This window comes from Amycolatopsis sp. NPDC005232 (assembly GCF_040607795.1).
Lineage (GTDB): Bacteria > Actinomycetota > Actinomycetes > Mycobacteriales > Pseudonocardiaceae > Amycolatopsis.
This window is the reverse complement of the sequence record NZ_JBEXHL010000046.1, coordinates 1-18,562: the sequence shown is the minus strand read 5'-3', so window position 1 is coordinate 18,562 and position 18,562 is coordinate 1. Positions and strand designations below refer to the sequence as shown.

The window sequence follows — 18,562 nt, the reverse complement described above, 5'->3', positions numbered from 1 at the left end:
GGGTGTATCTCGGGCGGGCGCGGGTATGCCGCAGACAAGGCCCGGCAGGCCCGATCACGACCGCGAGGTGGTGCCCATGTCTGTGACCGGCGACCACGCCGCTGCAGCGAAATCCGAGTTGTCGGTCCGCCGACCCGCGCGCACCGACGACGTGACGCTCATGCGGTACTCCCTGACCGGCTGGCTCAGGGCCCACAGCCTGACAGGGGATCTCGCCCACGATGTCGAGCTGGCCACTTACGAGGCGCTGATCAACACGGCGAGCCACGCCTACCCCGCCGGCATCGGCGGCACCGTCGAGCTGAATGCACGCCACCAGGATGACCTGATCCGGATCACCGTCACCGACGACGGCCGCTGGCAACCACCCACCAGGGACCCAGGCCAGCGTGGCGGACGTGGCCTCACCATCATGCGCGCGCTCGCCGACCTCACGATCCTCGCTCCCACCGACGTGGGCACCACCGTGACCATGACTTGGTACCTGACATTGCCCGAGACCCTCGGCACGAGCTGACCCGAGCAGCCCACCCACCGCGCGCAGAACCCCGGTGGCGCCGCGGCTCCCCGTGACGCCTTCGCGACCGCCGGCATACCGTGTCAGCGCCAGGCTGTGATCAAGGAAGGCGTCCGCGCGGCGTGCGGTGAACTATGGGGCTGACGAGCGGGGACGAAGACGCGGATCTCGACGCCAAGGTGGCACAGCTGGAGGAGGCCCTGGCGTCGCAGCCGGTGGTCGGGCAGGCGAAGGGCATGCTGATGCTGCTGCTCAGCTCGTCGGCTGAAGAGGCGTTCGACGCGCTGCGCAAAGCCTCCCGGCACATCAACGTCAAGCTGCCCGACGTTGCCACCCGTCCTCGTGGCTGTCGGCTGCCAAGCCGAGCCGATGCTGTCGCTCCGCGCAGCGATGGGATCCGAGACCTCGGCCACGGCCCTCGCCCACCAACGGCAAGGGCTGCCCGAGGAAGCCAAGACACTGGTCAAGGACCCGTCCGTACTTCCGGAGACCATCAGGCAGCGCTGTTCGTCTCGGCCACGGTGTCCCCCACCGAAGGCAGTGCCGGGCGAAGCCTGGCCGGAGATCTGCTGGTGCCGCCCACGAGCGCACGGGCTCGTTCGCAGAACTCGGACCTACGGCGGCTGGACGGCCTGCACTACTTCGATCACCTCCACCGCCAGGCCGTTGACGAGACCATGCTGGACCGGCTGCGCGAAAGCTCTGCGCCCGGAGACCGCTGTGGCGATCCGCGCCGCCGCCCGGCGGCTCTCACCGCCACGTCGGCTAGAGCGGGCCGCGGGCGGGTATTCGGGGCCGGTGAACGACGAAGCCACGCACACCCTACGAAGACGAAGTGTTGCTGGTCCGCGGTGATTTCGCACTCCGGACCGCATGCGCAGGCGGCTGATCCGCGCTTGTAATCAGCGCCGGGTGTAGCGGTCCATCGGGCCCCACTCGCGGGAACCTTGCTCGTCCACCGGGTGCCGCGCCTCGCGCAGCACGGTGTCGGCCACCCAGGCCATCCGCTGGGCGTCGACGGCCAAGGGCTCGTTGTCGGGGCCGAGGGCGATCTCGCGGCCCCGCAGCACCCAGGGGCGGACGCCGGGGCCTCGGAGGTCACGCAAATGCTCGTAGTCATACAGGCGGCGGGCGAGCCACAGCCGTACGGAGCGGTCAAGCCACCAGGACTCTGTCCGCAGCGGGTTCGCCGACAGGCCCGGCAGCGGGATGCCTGCGAGCCCGTCCAGGCTGGTGGGCGCGCGCTCGACGTCGGCGAGGTCGGTGCAGGGGCCCCGCGACCAACGCACATACAGGTTGTCGCCGCCTTCAGTCTCGAACAGGCGGGCCAAGCCCGCGAGGTCGGAGACCGTCGGCAGGTCCGTGCCGATGCGAGTCATGCTGCCCCGTTACCCAGGCGGCCGCGCGCGAAACGCGGTGGTTCGGCAAACCCACGACCGGGTAAGCCCGGGACATGCGCGACGGTACCAATTAGCCCGACATCGCCCGCCCGACGACGTCCGAGCCGGGCCGCGAGGACGACTCCCTGTACGACGGGAGAAGGCCGTCCGCCCAGGGACGTCGATGACGCCGAGGGCACCGGCCAGAGCGTGATCGGCGAACAGCGCGAGCGCCGTCGCGACTGAGCTTGACCCCTCCTTGGCGACGGCCGCGCCTTCGGCCTTCGTGTCGCGCGCCGGCAGGAACGGCTCGCCCCCGGGGCGCCGCCGAGCCTCGAGCCGGTGTCCGGGTGCCCTTCCACCCCGTCTCGTACCACAACGGCGGGGTGTGGCTCCACGACACGGCCATCGCGGTGGCGGGCCTGGCTCGCGCTGGACTCACCGCGGAGGCCACGCACCTGGCCGAGGGTCTCGTCGCCGCGGCCGGGCACCAACCAGGCAACCGCCTGCCCGAGGTGATGGCCGGTTACGCTCGCGCGGAAACGCCGTACCCGGTTCGGTATCCACACTCGGCGTCACCGCAACCGTGGGCGGCCGCGGCGCCGTTGCGCATCGCCACGTCGCTGACCTAGTACACAGTCACATGGCGGTGATGGGCGCCGAGCTGGACGCCGAACTCGCCAACCTGCCCTTCCGCGAGCGTGCGCACGCCCCAGCCGCTGAAGAGCCGGTCGCTGGGGGTGCCGGTCCTGGTGGACAACGACGCGAACATCGTGGCGCTGGGCGAGCACACCCAGGAGCACCCGAGTCCTCGCCGCTGGTGCTGGTCAAGGTGTCGGCCGGGATCGGTTCGGGGCTGGTGTTCAACGGCGGGCTGCTGCGGGGTGTCGACGGCGGGGCCGGCGACATCGGGCACATCCGCCTGCCCGGACACGACGACGCGGTCTGCATGTGCGGTTCCCGCGGCTGTCTCGCCGCCGTGGCGAGCGGCGGTGCGCTCGCGCGCCGGCTGACCGAACGCGGGGTGCCGACGCGCTCGAGCCGGGAGCTGGCCGCCCACCTCGCGGCCGGCCGTCCCGAAGCGGTCGAGCTCGCGCGGGAAGCCGGCCGGCTCGTCGGCGAGGTCCTGACCACGGTCGTGTGCATGGTCAACCCCGAGGTGCTCGTGATCGCCGGCGACCTCGCCGACACGCACTTCGTCACGGGTGTCCGGGAGGTCATCTACCAGAAAGCGCTCCCCCGTGCGACCAGGCACCTGCAGGTGACCAGCAGCAGCCTCGGCGACCTCGCCGGCTTGCCTTGCACGGAGCACAAGCCATGGTGCTCGACGCCGCCTACGCACCCGCCGCCGTCGACGAACGGCTGGCCCGGGAAGGAGCATCGTGACCGAAGCGCCCCTTCGGATCGGACTGGCAGGAGCGGGCCCGTGGGCCCACGCCATGCACGCCCCGACCTTCGCCGCCGGCCCCGAAACCACCGTCACCGCGGTGCACGTCCGCCGTGCCGAGGCCGCCGGCGAACTCGCCGGGAAGTACGGGGCCGTCGCGACGACCGACTTCGACGAACTGCTCGGCACCTGCGACGCCGTCGCGTTCGCGGTTCGCCCCGACATCCAGGCCGACCTGGCGAAACGGGCCGCGAGAGCCGGGAAGGCAGTGCTGCTGGAGAAACCCGTCGCGCTGACCCTGCCCGCGGCGCGGGAGCTCGCGGAGACCATCGAATCCGCGGGCGTCGTGAGCCAGCTGGTCCTGACCAAGCGGTACCTCCCCGCGACCCGTGAATTCCTCGAGCAGGCCCGCTCGTTCCCACCATCGGCGCCCGCTCCTGCTACCTGCACGGCGCCTTCCTCGGCGGCGATTTCGCCACCGGCTGGCGCCTCGAACACGGCGCGCTGCCCGACCTCGGCCCCCACCTGCTGGACCTCCTCGAAACCGCGCTCGGCCCCATCCGCACGATCCGCGCCACCGGCGACTCGACCCGGTGGATAGAGCTGACCTGCGAACACGTATCCGGCGCGATCAGCCAGGCGTCCCTGTCCGGTGCGGTCGGCCTCGATCGGGCCCGGACCACGGTCGAGCTGTTCGGCCCGACGGGCTCGCTGGCCTACGACACCGCGACGCTCGACCACACCGAAGCCTGGCCGATCCTGCGCGCCGAATTCGCCGCCGCCGTGCGCGCGGGCCGCTCACCCGAACTCGACGTCCGCCGCGGCGTCCGGTTGCAGGAGCTGATCACCCGAGCAACCGATTCCCTCCGCTCCGCCGGCTGACCCGCGTCGGCGAGGGTCGTCCATTCCACCTCAGCGGTTGCTCGTCGCTCCCTGGACACGGCCGATGCACAACCCGGTCCCGCTCCGGATCAGCGGTTTCCGAGAGTGCTGCGAAGACCCGGTGCAGCTGGGCGGCGATCACGATCATCATCGCCGGCGGGCCTTGCCGTTCCGTCGATCCTCAACCAGCGAACACGGGAACGGCACGCCGGCGCCTGCCCAGGGGGACGATCACACCGTGAATGATCACGATGGTCCCCAGCCGCCGCCGTTCCGGCCCGGTCGCCGCCTGCGGGAACAGCATGGGGGCGATGATCCTCACCAACCTCACGCTGCGACGCCCGGAAATGCTGCGAGGTGCCATCTTCCACGAACCGCCCCTCGTCGCGGTCACCTCGGCGCCGGCCGCCACCGCCAAGGCCTTCGACGACGTGGTCGCCGCCGGCATGGCCGCGGGCGGACCCGCGCCGCGATCGAGATGTTCCAGCGGTGGGTCGCAGGCGACGCCGCGTACGACTCCTTCGACCCCGATTTCCGGGCCCGGGTGCTGACCGACGGCGAGGTCATGTTCGGCGTCGAGGTGGCTCCAGCGCTGAGCTATCTGCCCGCCGAAAGGGACCTCGCCGACGTGCGCGTGCCATGCGCCGTCACAGCGGGAGCCGACAACCGTGGGATCCGGCCGCGACTCACCACTGGCTGTTCGAGGGCTCGCAGTGGCTGGCCGACCAGCTCGGTGTCAGCGTGGTCGAAACCCCGGGCGGGCACATTCCGCAGCTGACCCACGCTGCGGCATACGTCACCATGCTCCGGCCGACGTTCGCAGGGTTCGGCATGTGAGCCGCTCAGCGGGGCAGGTCGCCGGCGATGGTGAACTGCTTCAGGGCGGCCTGGTCGATGTCGAGGATCACGGGCGCGTGGCCGGTGCACTGAGCTGTCCAGGGATCGTCAACTCATTGGCTTGCGTGGACACTGCTTGTGCACTAGTTGACCCGGCCCTGTCGCGATCAACGGAACCGCCGGAACACCAACCGGTGGATCGGGTTTCAGTTCGCCAGACACCGGTCACCGCCAGTCCACGGCCGAGGTTCGGCACTACACGACCACTTGGCAGTTATTTCGCGCATCCCAGCAGCCCCCCGGCTTCTGCCCTACAGGGTCAGGGCTGGTCCGCTGATGCTGTGGTTCGCCGCAAGTTTCGCCACTTGATTTTCACCCGATTAGGGTCGTACACCCGAGGACGCCCTGGCAGCGCGCGCACCACGATCACCTTTTCGATGAACAACCGCAAAAACTCCCGTTGCTCGTCCAACGTCATGTCCGGCCACGCCGCACGCGCCCCGCCAATGTCCACGTTGACCATCTTTGGCGGGAGCGCCGCGTACTCCACACGCAAACGCTGCTCGTTTTCCCCAATCGCCCGGCGCGCCTCTTGCCATTCAGTTTGCGTCAACATGCCGGGCGTAGCCCACATCGCCGCCAGTTCACCGCGGCGACGCTCCAACCCATCCAATTCCGTGGCGATTTCGTCCCGGCGCGCGCCGTGGCCATCTGCCGCGATCGCACTCAGAAACTCCGGCTTGTCCAGCTCCGCCCACAAGCTATCAACAACAAACTTTTCAGTGTTCTCCAGAAGAATACCGGTGCAACCCCGACCTCCAGCGTTCGGATGGCAGCTCAAATACGACACACGCCGCTTCCTGATCTGCTTGAGCGCACCGATCAATCGATGCTTACAAACTCCGCATACGGCGAGCCCACCTGTCAAAAGGTACTTTCGACCAGTCGGACTGCTCTTGCGATCGGAACTGACCAGGTAGATACCCTTTCCGTCCGCACGCTTTACCCTGCGCGGCTGCGACAACTTGAGCTTGCACGCCTGCCAGGTTGCTTCATCCAGGATTGGCTCCCAGTTCCCTCGTGCCACGATCTGCCCCTTGTACACCCGGTGCCCCGCCACCGTGGGGAGAGTGACCCAGTTTCGGACCGTACTAGCCCGAATCGTGCCCCCGTGCGCACCACCCAAGCCCTGCTCCCGGAACTTGGCGGCAATATTCGCCAATGACCACCCCGACAGCACCCACTCAGCAGCCTGACGAATCGCAGTCACTTCCTCGGGAACCTGTGCATACGTCTTTGCGCCGTCGTCATTTTTCGCGTGCCTATAACCGAACGGGCGACTCCCGGGCGCCTCACCCAACGCCGCTTTCTCCGCCAACATGTCATTGATTCGCTTCTTGAGTCGCCTTACCTCACCAGCCCCAAGAACGGCCTTAATCCCGGCGACCTCATCACGGATCCGAACAATTCCGTCCCGATTAGTGTGCAACTCCGTGACACCCGCCGCGTCCATCATCGCCGCCAGCTCGAACCACTGAATCTCGCGACGCTCAATTCGATATTGTTCCACCGCCCACAAATGGGCAACTTCGCCTCGCCCGATAGCCGCACGCAATCGGTCGTATTCAGGCCGGACAACATCATCGGCCGCCGCCGACAAATCATTATCCGCGAACACCACTACCGGCACGCCCGGCCACGTCCGCGCGGCATACTCCCGCCCCCATCGTTCCTGCGCCGTCACGCCTTCCCGGCGCCCTGCTCGGTCGACCGAGATCCGGCAATACAGTGCAACGTAGGCGGTGGACGGTGTGGCATCGCTGGTCATAGGCTCATCCTCATGTCGGTTACGTCTTTAGTGCAACTCCCCGAGACCAAGACCGTGAAGAACCGCATCCACCTGTGCCTCACGCCCGAAGGCCCGCGCGACGCCGAAGTCGAGCGCCTGCTCGCCGCCGGCGCGACGATGTTCGACGACCAGCGCAACGCCGACGGCACCGGCTGGGCCGTGCTCCACGACCCTGAAGGCAACGAATTCTGCATACTCCGCAGCAAGGCCGAAAAGGCAGCGAAGTGACCGAGTCGTTCGACCTCAACCGCGCCAATTGGGACGAGCGCGCGGCCGTGCACGCGAAGTCCGAGTACTACGGCTTCGAGCACTTCCGCACGGACCCCGCCTACCTCAGCGACGTCGTGCGGTTCGACCTCCCGCGCCTCGGTGATGTCGCCGGCCTGCGCGGTGTGCACCTGCAGTGCCACATCGGCACGGACACGCTTTCCTTGTCCCACCTGGGCGCGCGGATGTCCGGCCTCGACCTGTCCCCCGGCTCGCTGGCGGAAGCGCGCCGGCTCGCGGACAGCGTCGGCGCGGAGATCGACTACCACGAGGCCAACACGTACGACGCCGTCGACGTGTTCGGCGAAGGCGCGTTCGACCTCGTCTACACCGGCATTGGTGCGCTGTGCTGGCTGCCGCGGATCTCCCAGTGGGCCACGGTCGTGGCGCGGCTGCTGAAGCCGGGCGGGCGGTTGTTCCTGCGCGAGGGCCACCCGATGTTGTGGACCCTCGACGACGAATCCGAGCACGGCTGGCCGAAGTACGAGTATTTCGAGCACACCGAACCGCTCGTCTTCGCCGAGGAAACCACGTACGTCGAGTCCGACGGTCCCATCGTGAACAGCACCACGCACTCGTGGAACCATTCGCTGGGCGAAATCATCACGGCGCTGCTGGACAACGGCCTCACGCTCACCGCGTTCACCGAACACGACACCGTGCCGTGGAACGCGTTGCCGAACGAAATGCACCAGGTCGACGGCGGCGAATGGCGGCTGCGTGAGAACCCGCGGCGCCTCGCGGCGAGCTACACCCTGCAGGCGGCAAAGGTTTCCTAGAGTGCGGGTATGACTCGTGCTCTTGTCGCTGTCGCCGCGCTGGGCGGCACCATTTCCATGGCCCCCGGCCGCTCGATCGAAGACGGGGTGGTGCCGCGGCTGACCGCCGAGGACCTGCTCGGCGACCTTGGCGCCGACCTGCCGATGGACGTCGCGGCGGCCACACTCGCCGGCATCTCCAGCGCCTCGATGGACTACGAGACTCTGCTGCGGACGCGCCGATGGGCTCTGGAGCAGGTGGCGGCGGGCGCGGCGGGACTCGTCGTGGTGCAGGGCACGGACACCCTCGAGGAGACGGCGTACTTCTTCGAGCTGACCTGGCCCCACGACGTGCCGGTGGTCGTCACCGGGGCCATGCGCAACCCGAGCCTGCCCAGCGCCGACGGCGCCGCCAACCTTCTCGCGGCGCTGACCGTCGCGGCCGAACCCCGCAGCCACGGGCGCGGTGCGCTCGTGGCGTTCAACGACGACGTGCACTCGGCGCGCTGGGTGCGCAAGGCACACGCGAGCCACCTCGAAGCGTTTTCCTCGAACCCGGCGGGACCGCTCGGGCTCGTCGCGGAACGCAACGTGCACTACTTCCACCCGGCCGGCGGACGTCCGTCAGCGCTTCAGGTGGAAAGCGCCGACTTCTCGGGGCTGGTTCCGTTGCTGGAAGCGGGCATCGCGGATTCCGGCGAACTGCTCAAGCTCGTCCTCGACGGCGGCGCCGGTGGGGTGGTCGTGGCGGCCAGCGGAGTCGGCCACGTTTCGCGCGGGACCGCCGACGTGATCGCCGGCGCGAAGGTGCCGATCGTCGTCGCCTCACGCACCGGCGCGGGCACGACGTTCCGCGGCACCTACGGTTTCCACGGCTCCGAGTCGAGCCTGATCCGCCTCGGCGCGACGATGGCCGGCTGGCTCGACCCCCGCAAAGCCCGCGTCCTGCTTCAGGTCCTGCTCGCCACCGGCGCCTCGCGGGAACGCGTCGAGCAGGAGTTCCGCCTGCGTGGCGACCTGGACCGCTGAGGCGTCAGTCCCGGACCGGACCACCGAGCGGATCCAGGTGGTACGGCCGCATTGCGCGCGGCCCGTCGCGGTAGACGTGCACGCTGATCGCCGGGTCCGGCCCGTCGTTGCGCATCTCGTGCACATACCCGGGTCCGAACACGCGCGACTGCCCGGCGGCCAGCGCGTGCACCTCGGTGACCGCGCGGCCGTCGGGCGAGCGGCGCGCGACGGTCTCGGTCAGCCGCCCCGAGACGACCGTGAACGCGCCGGTCGAGAACTCGTGGTCGTGCAGGTCGGTGTGCTGGCCGGGCAGCCAGCTCAGCAGCCAGACCTCCTGGCCGTCGCCGCGTTCCACGAGGGCGGAGAAGCGCTCGTCGGGGTCGTAGCGCAGGAGGTTCGCCCAGCGTTCGCGGTCGGCGGCCACCTGAAGGGCGACGCGCACGGGGTGGCGCAGGGCGGGGTTCTCGGGACGCAGCAGGGTGTTGTCCGGGACGGCGAACATGGTCGTTCCTCGCAGGAGAAAAGGTGGGAGAAGCTGGGCCGGGGCTGGGTTCACCGACAACAGCGACACGACGGCATGACCGGGCGGAGGTCACAGGACCTCGGCCGCGCAGTCATCAAGCACATCGTCACGCCGACAGCGAACCAGCGCCGGCCCCGGCGGTCAACCGCTTCCCAGCCCCTGGGAGATCAGCTCCACTCGTGCTTCTGCGAGCGCCCCAGCAGCTCCGCGCCGGCCCGGCGCGGGTCCACGCCCTCGTGGCACACGCGGTGCATCGCGTCGGTGATCGGCATGTCCACGCCCAGGCTGCGCGCCAGCTCGCGGATCGACGAGCACGACGCGACGCCCTCCGCGACCTGCCCGCCGGTGGCGGCCTGCGCCTGCTCCAGCGTGTCGCCACGACCGAGGCGTTCACCGAACGTGCGGTTGCGCGACAGCGGCGACGAGCACGTCGCCACGAGGTCACCGAGGCCGGCGAGACCCGCGAACGTCAGCGGGTCGGCGCCGAGCTTCGCGCCCAGGCGCGCCATCTCCGCGAGCCCGCGCGTGATCAGCGTCGCCATCGTGTTGGCGCCGAAGCCCATCCCCGCGGCCATGCCGCAGCTGAGCGCGATCACGTTCTTGCACGCGCCGCCCAGCTCGACACCGACGACGTCGGTGTTGGTGTAGGGGCGGAAGTACTGGTTCGAGCTCGCCCGCTGGATCGCCATCGCGCGCTCGTGGTCGGCGCACGCCAGCACGGCGGCGGCCGGCTGCGCGGCGGCGATCTCGCGCGCCAGGTTCGGCCCGGAGACGACCACGATCTCGCCCGCGTCGACCTTCGCCAGCTCGGCGATCACCTCGCTCATCCGCTTGAGCGTGCCCAGCTCGACGCCCTTGGCCAGGCTCACGAGGATCGCCTCGGGCGGCAGCAGCGGCTGCCACGCGGTGAGGTTCGCGCGCAGGCTCTGGCTCGGCACGCCGAGCACCACGGCCTGCGCGCCGTCGAGCGCCGCGGCCGGGTCGGCCGTCGCCGTGATGCGGTCGGGCAGCCGCGTGCCCGGCAGGTAGGACTCGTTGGTGTGGTGCGCGGAGATCTCCGCGGCGATCGACTCGCGCCGCGCCCACATCGTCACGTCGCGGCCGGCGTCGCCGAGGACCTTGGCGAACGCCGTGCCCCACGAGCCGGCGCCCAGCACCGTCACCCGCTGGACGTCGGTGGCGAAGGCGGCCATCAGGCGCCGTCCTCCGGCTTCTTCACGGGCGGCTCCTCGTGGCGGATCTCGGCGAGCAGCCGGGTGACCTCGTCCATCATCAGCTTGGTCACCTCACGCAGCGTGGAGGCGCTGCGGGGGTTGGCGTTCGCGTAGGCCGACAGGTCGAGCGGGTCGCCGATGAGGTGCGTGACGGTCTTGCGCGGGAACGGCGTGAACTTCTTCGTGTAGCCGTTGTAGATCTGGTTGGTACCCCAGCGTGCGATCGGGATCACCGGCGCGTCGTTCTGCAGCGCCAGCCGCGCGACACCGGTGAACGACTCCTTGGGCCAGCCGGCCGGATCCTTCGTGATCGTGCCCTCGGGGTAGATCACGACGATCTTGCCCTCGGCCAGCGCCTCGTGCGCGGCCCGGAGGCTGTCGCCCGCCGCACTGGAGTTGCGCGACACCGGGATCTGGCCCGACGCGGTCGCGATCTTCCCGAGGACCGGGACCTTGAGCAGGCTGTCCTTGAGGAAGAACCGCGGCACGCGCTTCTGACGGTGCACGAACACCGCATCCACCACCGGGTCGAGGTGGGAGATGTGGTTCAGCACGAGCACCGCCGGGCCTTGGCGCGGAATCTTCTCCGCGCCGAGGTACGACCGCTTCCCGATCCGGGTCAGCGGGTAGAACACGAACGCGGCCAACCCCACCCAGAAGCCGCCCTTCTCACGCCGTGCCAAGTCTCCTCCTCCGAACGATCCACTCGGGCAGATCCTGCCGCGCCGGGGTTCACGCAGTCCAGGGAGGGTGTGCTCACCACGCACCGCGGAGCTTTCGGGTAAAGATGGACAGGTGGACGTGGACCTGGTCGTGCCGTTGAAACACCCCCGCGTGGGCAAGTCTCGCCTGCGTGGCGCGGTCGCCGAGGCGGAGCACGCCGAGCTGGTGCTGGCGCTGGCCTACGACACGCTGGCCGCGGTCACCTCGGTGGCCGGCGTGCGGCGCGTGCTCGTGGTCGCCTCGGACCCGGCGTCGGTGTCCGAACTGGCGGGTCTCGGCGTGGAGCTGGTGACCGAACCGGGCGACGGCGGGCTCAACGAAGCACTCCGTCACGGTGCGGCTCTGCTGCGCGACGACGAACCGGACGGAATCGTCGGCGCCCTGCAGGCCGACCTGCCGGCCCTGCGCGCGGGCGATTTCGCCGACGCGCTGGCCGAGGCAGCCGGGCGGCGCGCGTTCGTCGCGGACCTCCAGGGCACCGGCACCACGCTGCTGCTGTCGGCTCCCGGCGCGCTGCTCGATCCGCGGTTCGGCGCCGATTCCGCCCAGCGGCACACCGATTCCGGGGCCGTCCGGCTGGCCGGGGCGGTGGTGTCGTTGCGCAGCGACGTGGACACTTCGGACGATCTCGAGCACGTGCGCGCGCTCGGCGTCGGCAAACGCACCGCGGCACTGCTGCCCGACGAATCCGTCCCATTGGGCTGAAGGTGTTCATTTGACCTTCACCGCGGTCTGCGCAAACTGCTGCTTCGTAGTGAACAATGGGCGTCGTGAGCACAGACGACGCCAGCACATCCGCCCGGAACGGACAGCCCGCCCGGCGGCGCAGGGCCAGCGCGGCGAAAGCTGAGGCGCCTGGAAGCCCCGCACGACACACCAGCGCAGCGAAGAAGACGCCTCCGAGCAAGAGCGTCGCTTCCGCCGACGCGGTGACGACGGCTGCTCGCGCGACCGCGGCCAAGGCGGGCACCAACGCCGCCGGCAAGGCCAAGACCGCCAAGAGCGAACCGAAAACCGCACCGGTGAAAACCTCGCGTGCCCGCAAGACCACCGCGGCCACGGCCGTGGCCGCCCCCGAGACCGCCCGGCCCGCGGCCCGGCGCACCACGGCCGCGGTCGACGCCTCGGGCGACGACTTCCGCGGCGTGCCCTCGGCTCCTCCCGCTGTCACCTCGAGCGCGCCGACCGCCGTCGAGACGCTGCCCGACGACCGGTACTTCAACCGCGAGCTGTCCTGGCTCGACTTCAACGCGCGAGTGCTCGCCCTCGCCGAGGACGAGTCGCAGCCGCTGCTGGAGCGGGCGAAGTTCCTCGCCATCTTCGCGTCCAATTTGGACGAGTTCTACATGGTCCGCGTGGCCGGGCTGAAGCGCCGCGACGACACCGGCCTGTCCGTGCGCAGCGCCGACGGCCTCACGCCGCGCGAGCAGCTGGACTACATCGCCAAGCGCAACCAGGACCTGGTGGAGCGCCACATCGGCGCGTTCGAGAACCATCTGCGCCCGGAGCTCGCAAAGCAGGACATCCAGCTCGTCGGCTGGGCGGACCTCGCCGGCGCCGACCAGCTGCGCCTGTCGAGCTACTTCTCGGAGCAGATCTTCCCGGTGCTCACGCCGCTGGCCGTCGACCCGGCGCACCCGTTCCCGTACATCTCGGGCCTGTCGCTCAACCTCGCGGTGACGGTGCGCGACCCGCAGGGCGGAACGGAGCGCTTCGCCCGGGTGAAGGTGCCGAGCAACGTGCCGCGTCTCATGCGCGTGGAGCCCGAACGCGCCAGCCGCACGGCCACGTTCCTGCCGCTGGAGGAGCTGATCGCCGCGCACCTGGGCGAGCTGTTCACCGGCATGGAGGTGACGGAGCACCACGTGTTCCGCGTCACCCGCAACGCAGACTTCGAGGTCGAGGAAGACCGCGACGAGGACCTCCTGCAGGCACTCGAACGCGAGCTCGCGCAGCGGCGCTTCGGCCCGCCCGTGCGGCTCGAGGTCGCGGAGGACATGAGCGAGCACATGCTCGAGCTGTTGCTGCGCGAGCTCGAGGTGGACCCGGCCGACGTCGTCGAGGTGCCGGGTCTGCTCGACCTGACCTGTCTGCACCAGCTGTCCGGTGTGGACCGCAAGGAGCTCAAGGACCGGTCGTTCGTGCCGGCGACGCACCCGGCGTTCGGCGAGCGCGAGACGCCCAAGAGCGTGTTCGCGACGCTGCGCGAGGGCGACGTGCTGGTGCACCACCCGTACGACTCGTTCTCCACGAGCGTGCAGCGCTTCATCGAGCAGGCCGCGGCCGACTCGAAGGTGCTGGCGATCAAGCAGACGCTCTACCGCACGTCGGGCGACTCCCCGATCGTCGACGCGCTGATCGACGCCGCCGAGGCCGGCAAGCAGGTCGTGGCGCTGGTCGAGATCAAGGCGCGCTTCGACGAGCAGGCCAACATCACGTGGGCGCGCACGCTGGAGCGCGCGGGCGTGCACGTGGTCTACGGCCTCGTCGGGCTCAAGACCCACTGCAAGGTGTCGATGATCGTGCGCCAGGAAGGCTCGACCATCCGGCGCTACTGCCACATCGGCACCGGCAACTACAACCCGAAGACCGCGCGCCTGTACGAGGACATCGGCCTGTTCACCGCCGACCCGAGCATCGGCGCCGACGTGACCGACCTGTTCAACGTGCTCACGGGCTACTCGCGGCAGGACACCTACCGCACGATCCTCACCTCGCCCCACGGCATCCGCCGCGGCATCGTGCGCGCGATCGGCGAGGAGATCGAGCTCGCGCGCGCCGGGCAGGAGGCCGGGATCCGGATCAAGTGCAACTCGCTCGTCGACGAGCAGGTGATCGACGCGCTGTACCACGCTTCGCAGGCCGGCGTGCCCGTCGACGTGGTGGTGCGCGGGATCTGCGCGCTGAAGCCGGGTGTCGAGGGGCTGTCGGAGAACATCCGCGTCCGCTCGATCCTGGGCCGGTTCCTGGAGCACTCGCGGGTGTTCCACTTCCGCGCCGGCGGCACGCACTGGATCGGCAGCGCCGACATGATGCACCGCAACCTCGATCGCCGTATCGAAGCGCTGGTGCGCGTGAAGGACACGAAGCTCACGCAGCAGCTCGACGCCGTGCTCGACTCGGCGCTCGACCCGACCACGCGGTGCTGGGTCCTCACGGCCACCGGCGAGTGGCAGCCCTCACCCGCCGCCGGTTCTCAGGTGCGCGACCACCAGGTGGAGCTCGCGAAGCTGCACGGGGCCGCCGGATGAGCGTGGACGTCCGCGCAGCCGGTGCGGTGCTGTGGCGCCGCGCCGGTGACGGGTTCGAAGTCGCCCTGGTGCACCGGCCTCGTTACGACGACTGGTCATTGCCGAAGGGCAAGGTCGATTCGGGTGAGACCCTCGCCGCCACCGCGGTGCGGGAGGTGTGGGAGGAAACCGGCTACCGCGTGGTGCTGGGACGCCACGTCGCGCAGAGCGCGTACGACGTGCCCGCCCGCAGCGGCGGTGGCGTGCTGAAGAAGACCGTCGACTACTTCAGCGGCGAAGCCGTGTCGGGGACTTTCCTGGCCAACCACGAGGTCGACGAGCTGCGCTGGCTCGACGCGGTCGCGGCCGAGCGCCTCCTCACGCGCGACACGGACGTGCGCGTGCTGCGCGAGTTCTGCGCGCTGCCGGTGTCGCTGATCACCGTGCTGCTCGTCCGCCACGCCAAGGCGGGCAAACGCGACGACTGGACCGGCGACGACGACCTGCGCCCCCTGTCCGACGCCGGCCAGCGCCAAGCCGAAGCCCTGCGCACCCTGTTGCCTTGTTTCGGCCCGGACCGGGTTTTTTCGGCCCCGCGCCTGCGCTGCGTACAGACCGTGCGAGGCGTCGCGGAGGACCTGGGCGTCGACGTGCGCCACGAGAACCTCCTCTCGGAAGAGGGCTACTGGCCCGACCCGGTCCTCGGGATCGCCCGCCTCCTCGCCATCGCCGGCGGCGGGGGCACCCCCTTGATCGCCAGCCAGGGCGGCGTGATCCCGGACCTGATCAGCGCCCTGGCCGACCGCGACGGCACCGAGCTCGCCGCCGCCCGCGGGGGCGTCGTGCCCAGCAAGAAGGGCTCCCTCTGGGTCCTTTCCTTCCTCCCGCCGTCCGGCGACGTCGGCCCGCGCCTCGCCGGCGCGGACTACTACCCGACGCCGTTGCCCGCACCCGCTCCTTCGCAACACTGACGCAGTTCTTCTGTTCGGGCCTCCCCGCCGGCTGTTGTCGCCGCGGGGAGGCCTTCCGCGTTTCGGGGAATGGCGGTGTTCGAATGGGCTCGAAAAGTGGGCGGGTCGCTATTCGCGGGGTGGCTTGGCGGGGATTCTATAGAGATGGCTATTGCCGCCGGGGTGGTCGGCGATGGGTACACAAGTCCGCCCGAACGGCGGATCAAGCGCTCGGGGTGGGGGCGAAATTTCATCCCGCCTTGCGTCGTGGGACCGTCGGCAGGGGCGCTCGGGCTCGCCGTGGGCTGTCCGTCTCGCCTCCGCAGAACCCTCGGCCGCTCTGTGGCCCTCGTAGCCCCAGCGACGCTCCCAGCCCACGACTCCCTGGTGCGGCAACGATCTCGGCCGAGCCTTCCTCGCTCTGCGTTGCGGGGTGAATCCGCAGCTCCAGGCCATATCTGCCAGCCGGGACTCGGATGTGTTGCCCCGCAGCCGATCCACCCGACGGCCCCACCGCTCCCACTTCCTTCCCCGTGATGTCCCGGCAATCGCAGGCCTCGAACGTCGGTTCCGCCGCGCTACTCCCGCACACCGCAGGCGCACGACAACGTGCGGCAAGGTCCGCGCGGCACGCCCCCGCTTCTCCGGCCCTCCCAGCCACGCTGCAAGCTCAGCCCCGGGAAGAACACCGAGCTGCGCGCCACTTCCCAGGGCCGGAGCAGCTCTCCTGCGGCCGAGGACACCGCACCCCGCGCCGTGCCATTACCTTCACCCAGCACACCAAACCCCGGCGTCACGCAAGCCGCGAGCCCGACGACTCCAGCCGTTCCGGTCGAGCACCACGGCCGATCTCCGGAGAGATGCGGGAGGACCGCCTGAGCCTCGCCGCCCCACCACGGCTTACCCCAACCTCGCCTGGACCGAGAGCGCGAACATGCAGGTAGCGCACCATTTCCAGCGCGTCGCACGACGCTCACTCCGGTCATCCCAGCGGAGATCGCAGAGCCACTCCCCATAGACAAGGGAAGACCGCGGCAGCACCCCGCCGCTCCGCCGAGCAGCGCCCGACCTGACTCGAGCCGAGCGCGCGAACAAACAGGTAGCGCACCATTCCCAGCGCACTGCACCGCACCCATCCAGGTCACTCCGGCACAGGACCACAGCCAGCAGAGAGACCAGGGAAGTCCGCGGCAGCACCCCGTCGACCACAACCCCCGCGCGGATCGAGCGCGCGAGCCTGCAGGCGGCGCACTATTCCCAGCGCACCGCACCCATCTCGGCCGTTCCGGCACAGGAGCCCAGCCACCAGAGAGACACAAGCGACGTCGGCAGCAGCACCCCGCCAACCACAACCCCGTGCCGGTCGAGCGCGCGAGCCTGTGGGCGGCGCCCCATTCCCAGCGCACTGCACCGCACCCATCCCGGCCGCTCCGCCGCAAGACCGCAGCCACTCCGGGGAGACAAGGGAAGCCCGCGGCAGCACCCCGCCAACCACAACCCCGCGGGCCGAGCCCGCGAGCCTGCAGGCGGCGCACTATTCCCAGCGCACCGCACCCATCCCGGCCATTCCGGCACTTCCTCGCCGCCCCGGCAAATACGAGAGGACAGCTGCGGCACCCCACCCCGCCACCACGCCGCACGCAACCTCGCGCGGCCCGCGAGCCGATCATGCAGGTAGCGCACCACTTCCAGCTCCCCGCACCACAGCCATCCCGGCTCGTTCGGGCGCAGCCGCTCTCCCGACAGACGCGAGAAGACGGCGGCGGAACCCGCCGCCCGACCACGCCGTTCGCACCCTTACCTGGGCCGGAGAGCGCGAACACGCAGGTAGCACACCATTTCCGGTGCGTCGCGCCTAAGGCGTCCTGCCGATCAAGAGCGCGAGGAACGCGCGATAGCGCCCTCATTTCCCAGGCCACGTTCGCGTCCTGACATCCGCCGCGTGGCCGAACTGCCGGCCCGAGGCCGCACCCTGAGCTCGGCGGCGATTCCGCCGATAGGAAGCTGGGGAGTTGATTGCGCGTCCCGCATTCCACCGTGCCGCAGTCGGGCGGTAAGTGAGTGCCACAGTGATCTATCGCAGGCGTGCCTGGCGATTGCCGGCCTCGGCATTGCGATGCTCGCGGGAGCCGTCCTGCGGGAGTACGCGGGACAGACCCGATGGCTGGACCGCGCCGAACCCGTTACGCCAGAGCTTCGGGCCGCGTTGTTCGTGGCGGGCTCTCGGCTTATGCAGCAGCGTGTTCTCGTCCGCCGTTCTGTGCCGCGCGAGCCAGGACTGCGCAGGCCTCGTCATTTCTGTGCGGTGCCGTGATCCTGCAGGCCAGAGCGTTCGTACCGGCGCCGTCGGCCAATACCGGGCGACCGAGCCAGGGTGCATCGTTCCCCTGCCAGCCCCAGTATTCCCACGGCCCCACGCCAGCCCGACCCGATGTCCAACACCGCACCCAACTTGGCCAGAACCACCCCACACATGCGGCAGGGCCCCCTCCCGAGATGGGAGGGGGCCCTGCCGTGAAGTGCACGTCCCGGCGTAAACCGGGGTGGTGTTACTTCTTCTTCGCAGCGCTGGTGCGCTTGGCGGCCGGCTTGGCGGCGGCGGCCTTCTTCGCAGCAGGCTTGGCAGCAGCGGCCGGCTTCGCGGCAGCGGCCTTGGTCGCCGTCGCCTTGGCAGCCGGCTTCGCAGCGGCAGCCTTAGTGGTGGTGGCGGCCTTCGCGCGCGTCGCGGCGGGCTTGGCGGCGGCGGTCTTCGTCGCAGCGGCCGGCTTCGCAGCGGTGGCGCGGGTACGCGTCGTGGTGGAGCGCGTGGTGGCCGGGCGGGTCGCCGCGGTGCGCGAGGCAGCCGCACGCGTGCCGGTCGCCGCGGTCGCGCGCGTGGTGGTCGCGCGGGTGGCGGTGGCAGCCGTGGCGGTGGTGGTGCGCTTGACGGCGGTGGCCTTGGGCAGCTTCTTCGTGCCGGAGATGACGTCCTTGAACGTCGTGCCCGCACGGAAGGCCGGCACGTTGGTCTTCTTCACCCGCACCGTCTCACCCGT

At 70.0% G+C, this 18,562-nt stretch carries 17 protein-coding genes and 2 pseudogenes; 13 read left to right on the top strand and 6 right to left on the bottom strand.

Going from position 1 to position 18,562, the window contains the following annotated elements; translation table 11 throughout:
• Nucleotides 1-76: 76 nt before the first annotated feature.
• Both ABZU76_RS46030 and ABZU76_RS46025 read left to right on the top strand, forming a co-directional pair.
• Nucleotides 77-517, top strand: a complete 441-nt coding sequence (locus ABZU76_RS46030) for an ATP-binding protein (RefSeq protein WP_354883097.1) — start codon at nucleotides 77-79, stop codon at nucleotides 515-517.
• Between the two features lie 134 nt (nucleotides 518-651).
• The gene (locus ABZU76_RS46025; RefSeq protein ID WP_354883094.1) at nucleotides 652-1,419 is read left to right on the top strand and encodes an ANTAR domain-containing protein; all 768 of its coding nucleotides are present in this window, start codon (nucleotides 652-654) and stop codon (nucleotides 1,417-1,419) included.
• Here ABZU76_RS46025 and ABZU76_RS46020 read toward each other — a convergent pair whose 3' ends face one another.
• A complete protein-coding gene (locus ABZU76_RS46020; RefSeq protein WP_354883091.1) occupies nucleotides 1,420-1,896 on the bottom strand; it encodes a DUF6098 family protein in 477 nt (158 codons plus the stop codon). It lies immediately after the preceding gene.
• Between the two features lie 350 nt (nucleotides 1,897-2,246).
• On the opposite strand from ABZU76_RS46020, the gene ABZU76_RS46015 reads away from it, so the two are divergent.
• The 5 genes and pseudogenes from ABZU76_RS46015 to ABZU76_RS45995 all read left to right on the top strand — a co-directional run bounded on the left by ABZU76_RS46015 (nucleotide 2,247) and on the right by ABZU76_RS45995 (nucleotide 5,002).
• The gene (locus tag ABZU76_RS46015; protein WP_354883088.1) at nucleotides 2,247-2,528 is read left to right on the top strand and encodes a hypothetical protein; all 282 of its coding nucleotides are present in this window, start codon (nucleotides 2,247-2,249) and stop codon (nucleotides 2,526-2,528) included.
• Nucleotides 2,529-2,539: 11 nt separating this feature from the next.
• Nucleotides 2,540-3,133 (top strand): annotated as a pseudogene (locus ABZU76_RS46010) (ROK family protein); the annotation flags it as partial.
• 145 nt (nucleotides 3,134-3,278) lie between these two features.
• The gene (locus tag ABZU76_RS46005; RefSeq protein WP_354883085.1) at nucleotides 3,279-3,884 is read left to right on the top strand and encodes a Gfo/Idh/MocA family oxidoreductase; all 606 of its coding nucleotides are present in this window, start codon (nucleotides 3,279-3,281) and stop codon (nucleotides 3,882-3,884) included.
• A 523-nt stretch (nucleotides 3,885-4,407) separates the two neighbouring features.
• On the top strand, nucleotides 4,408-4,716 hold the full coding sequence (locus ABZU76_RS46000) for a hypothetical protein (protein ID WP_354883082.1): 309 nt from the start codon (nucleotides 4,408-4,410) through the stop codon (nucleotides 4,714-4,716).
• Nucleotides 4,717-4,804: 88 nt separating this feature from the next.
• Nucleotides 4,805-5,002 carry a hypothetical protein gene (locus ABZU76_RS45995; RefSeq protein WP_354883079.1) on the top strand — a complete coding sequence of 66 codons (198 nt, stop codon included), beginning with the start codon at nucleotides 4,805-4,807 and terminating at the stop codon, nucleotides 5,000-5,002.
• 319 nt (nucleotides 5,003-5,321) lie between these two features.
• On the opposite strand, the gene ABZU76_RS45990 is transcribed toward ABZU76_RS45995, so the two are convergent.
• Complete coding sequence (locus ABZU76_RS45990) at nucleotides 5,322-6,830, bottom strand: recombinase family protein (RefSeq protein ID WP_354883076.1); 1,509 nt, start codon at nucleotides 6,828-6,830, stop codon at nucleotides 5,322-5,324.
• A gap of 33 nt (nucleotides 6,831-6,863) precedes the next feature.
• Here ABZU76_RS45990 and ABZU76_RS45985 point away from each other — a divergent pair.
• The 3 genes and pseudogenes from ABZU76_RS45985 to ABZU76_RS45975 form a co-directional block, all read left to right on the top strand.
• Nucleotides 6,864-7,079, top strand: a pseudogene (locus ABZU76_RS45985) (VOC family protein); the annotation flags it as partial.
• A complete protein-coding gene (locus ABZU76_RS45980) occupies nucleotides 7,076-7,897 on the top strand; it encodes a class I SAM-dependent methyltransferase (protein ID WP_354883073.1) in 822 nt (273 codons plus the stop codon). The pseudogene ABZU76_RS45985 and the gene ABZU76_RS45980, both read left to right, overlap by 4 nt.
• A 9-nt stretch (nucleotides 7,898-7,906) precedes the next feature.
• Nucleotides 7,907-8,905 (top strand): asparaginase, encoded by a 999-nt coding sequence (locus tag ABZU76_RS45975; protein ID WP_354883070.1) that lies wholly within the window; start codon nucleotides 7,907-7,909, stop codon nucleotides 8,903-8,905.
• A 4-nt stretch (nucleotides 8,906-8,909) separates the two neighbouring features.
• Here ABZU76_RS45975 and ABZU76_RS45970 read toward each other — a convergent pair whose 3' ends face one another.
• The 3 genes from ABZU76_RS45970 to ABZU76_RS45960 all read right to left on the bottom strand — a co-directional run bounded on the left by ABZU76_RS45970 (nucleotide 8,910) and on the right by ABZU76_RS45960 (nucleotide 11,307).
• Nucleotides 8,910-9,389, bottom strand: a complete 480-nt coding sequence (locus ABZU76_RS45970) for a cysteine dioxygenase family protein (protein WP_354883067.1) — start codon at nucleotides 9,387-9,389, stop codon at nucleotides 8,910-8,912.
• A 188-nt stretch (nucleotides 9,390-9,577) separates the two neighbouring features.
• Nucleotides 9,578-10,603 carry an NAD(P)H-dependent glycerol-3-phosphate dehydrogenase gene (locus ABZU76_RS45965; protein WP_354883064.1) on the bottom strand — a complete coding sequence of 342 codons (1,026 nt, stop codon included), beginning with the start codon at nucleotides 10,601-10,603 and terminating at the stop codon, nucleotides 9,578-9,580.
• Nucleotides 10,603-11,307: a lysophospholipid acyltransferase family protein gene (locus ABZU76_RS45960; protein ID WP_354883061.1), complete on the bottom strand. Its 705-nt coding sequence runs from the start codon at nucleotides 11,305-11,307 to the stop codon at nucleotides 10,603-10,605. The genes ABZU76_RS45965 and ABZU76_RS45960 overlap by 1 nt, the downstream gene beginning before the upstream one ends.
• A 112-nt stretch (nucleotides 11,308-11,419) precedes the next feature.
• On the opposite strand from ABZU76_RS45960, the gene cofC reads away from it, so the two are divergent.
• The 3 genes from cofC to ABZU76_RS45945 are packed head-to-tail and all read left to right on the top strand — an operon-like array spanning nucleotide 11,420 to nucleotide 15,548.
• Nucleotides 11,420-12,052 carry a 2-phospho-L-lactate guanylyltransferase gene (gene cofC, locus ABZU76_RS45955; RefSeq protein WP_354883058.1) on the top strand — a complete coding sequence of 211 codons (633 nt, stop codon included), beginning with the start codon at nucleotides 11,420-11,422 and terminating at the stop codon, nucleotides 12,050-12,052.
• 56 nt (nucleotides 12,053-12,108) lie between these two features.
• Nucleotides 12,109-14,598, top strand: coding sequence for an RNA degradosome polyphosphate kinase (locus ABZU76_RS45950; RefSeq protein WP_354883055.1), 2,490 nt, complete (start codon nucleotides 12,109-12,111; stop codon nucleotides 14,596-14,598).
• On the top strand, nucleotides 14,595-15,548 hold the full coding sequence (locus ABZU76_RS45945; RefSeq protein WP_354883052.1) for an NUDIX hydrolase: 954 nt from the start codon (nucleotides 14,595-14,597) through the stop codon (nucleotides 15,546-15,548). The genes ABZU76_RS45950 and ABZU76_RS45945 overlap by 4 nt, the downstream gene beginning before the upstream one ends.
• Nucleotides 15,549-18,076: 2,528 nt before the next feature.
• Here ABZU76_RS45945 and ABZU76_RS45940 read toward each other — a convergent pair.
• The coding region (locus ABZU76_RS45940) for an HU family DNA-binding protein (RefSeq protein WP_354883049.1) at nucleotides 18,077-18,562 on the bottom strand (486 nt) is incomplete at its 5' end.

What these genes read in the sequence shown, in the direction of transcription:
- ABZU76_RS46000 (WP_354883082.1), top strand. Translation starts at nt 4,408, where the DNA reads ATGATCACGATGGTCCCCAGCCGCCGCCGTTCCGGCCCGGTCGCCGCC.
- ABZU76_RS45995 (WP_354883079.1), top strand. Translation starts at nt 4,805, where the DNA reads ATGCGCCGTCACAGCGGGAGCCGACAACCGTGGGATCCGGCCGCGACT.
- ABZU76_RS46025 (WP_354883094.1), top strand. Translation starts at nt 652, where the DNA reads ATGGGGCTGACGAGCGGGGACGAAGACGCGGATCTCGACGCCAAGGTG.
- ABZU76_RS45965 (WP_354883064.1), bottom strand. Translation starts at nt 10,603, where the DNA reads ATGGCCGCCTTCGCCACCGACGTCCAGCGGGTGACGGTGCTGGGCGCC.
- ABZU76_RS45950 (WP_354883055.1), top strand. Translation starts at nt 12,109, where the DNA reads ATGGGCGTCGTGAGCACAGACGACGCCAGCACATCCGCCCGGAACGGA.
- ABZU76_RS45990 (WP_354883076.1), bottom strand. Translation starts at nt 6,830, where the DNA reads ATGACCAGCGATGCCACACCGTCCACCGCCTACGTTGCACTGTATTGC.
- ABZU76_RS46030 (WP_354883097.1), top strand. Translation starts at nt 77, where the DNA reads ATGTCTGTGACCGGCGACCACGCCGCTGCAGCGAAATCCGAGTTGTCG.
- ABZU76_RS45975 (WP_354883070.1), top strand. Translation starts at nt 7,907, where the DNA reads ATGACTCGTGCTCTTGTCGCTGTCGCCGCGCTGGGCGGCACCATTTCC.
- ABZU76_RS45945 (WP_354883052.1), top strand. Translation starts at nt 14,595, where the DNA reads ATGAGCGTGGACGTCCGCGCAGCCGGTGCGGTGCTGTGGCGCCGCGCC.
- ABZU76_RS46020 (WP_354883091.1), bottom strand. Translation starts at nt 1,896, where the DNA reads ATGACTCGCATCGGCACGGACCTGCCGACGGTCTCCGACCTCGCGGGC.
- ABZU76_RS45970 (WP_354883067.1), bottom strand. Translation starts at nt 9,389, where the DNA reads ATGTTCGCCGTCCCGGACAACACCCTGCTGCGTCCCGAGAACCCCGCC.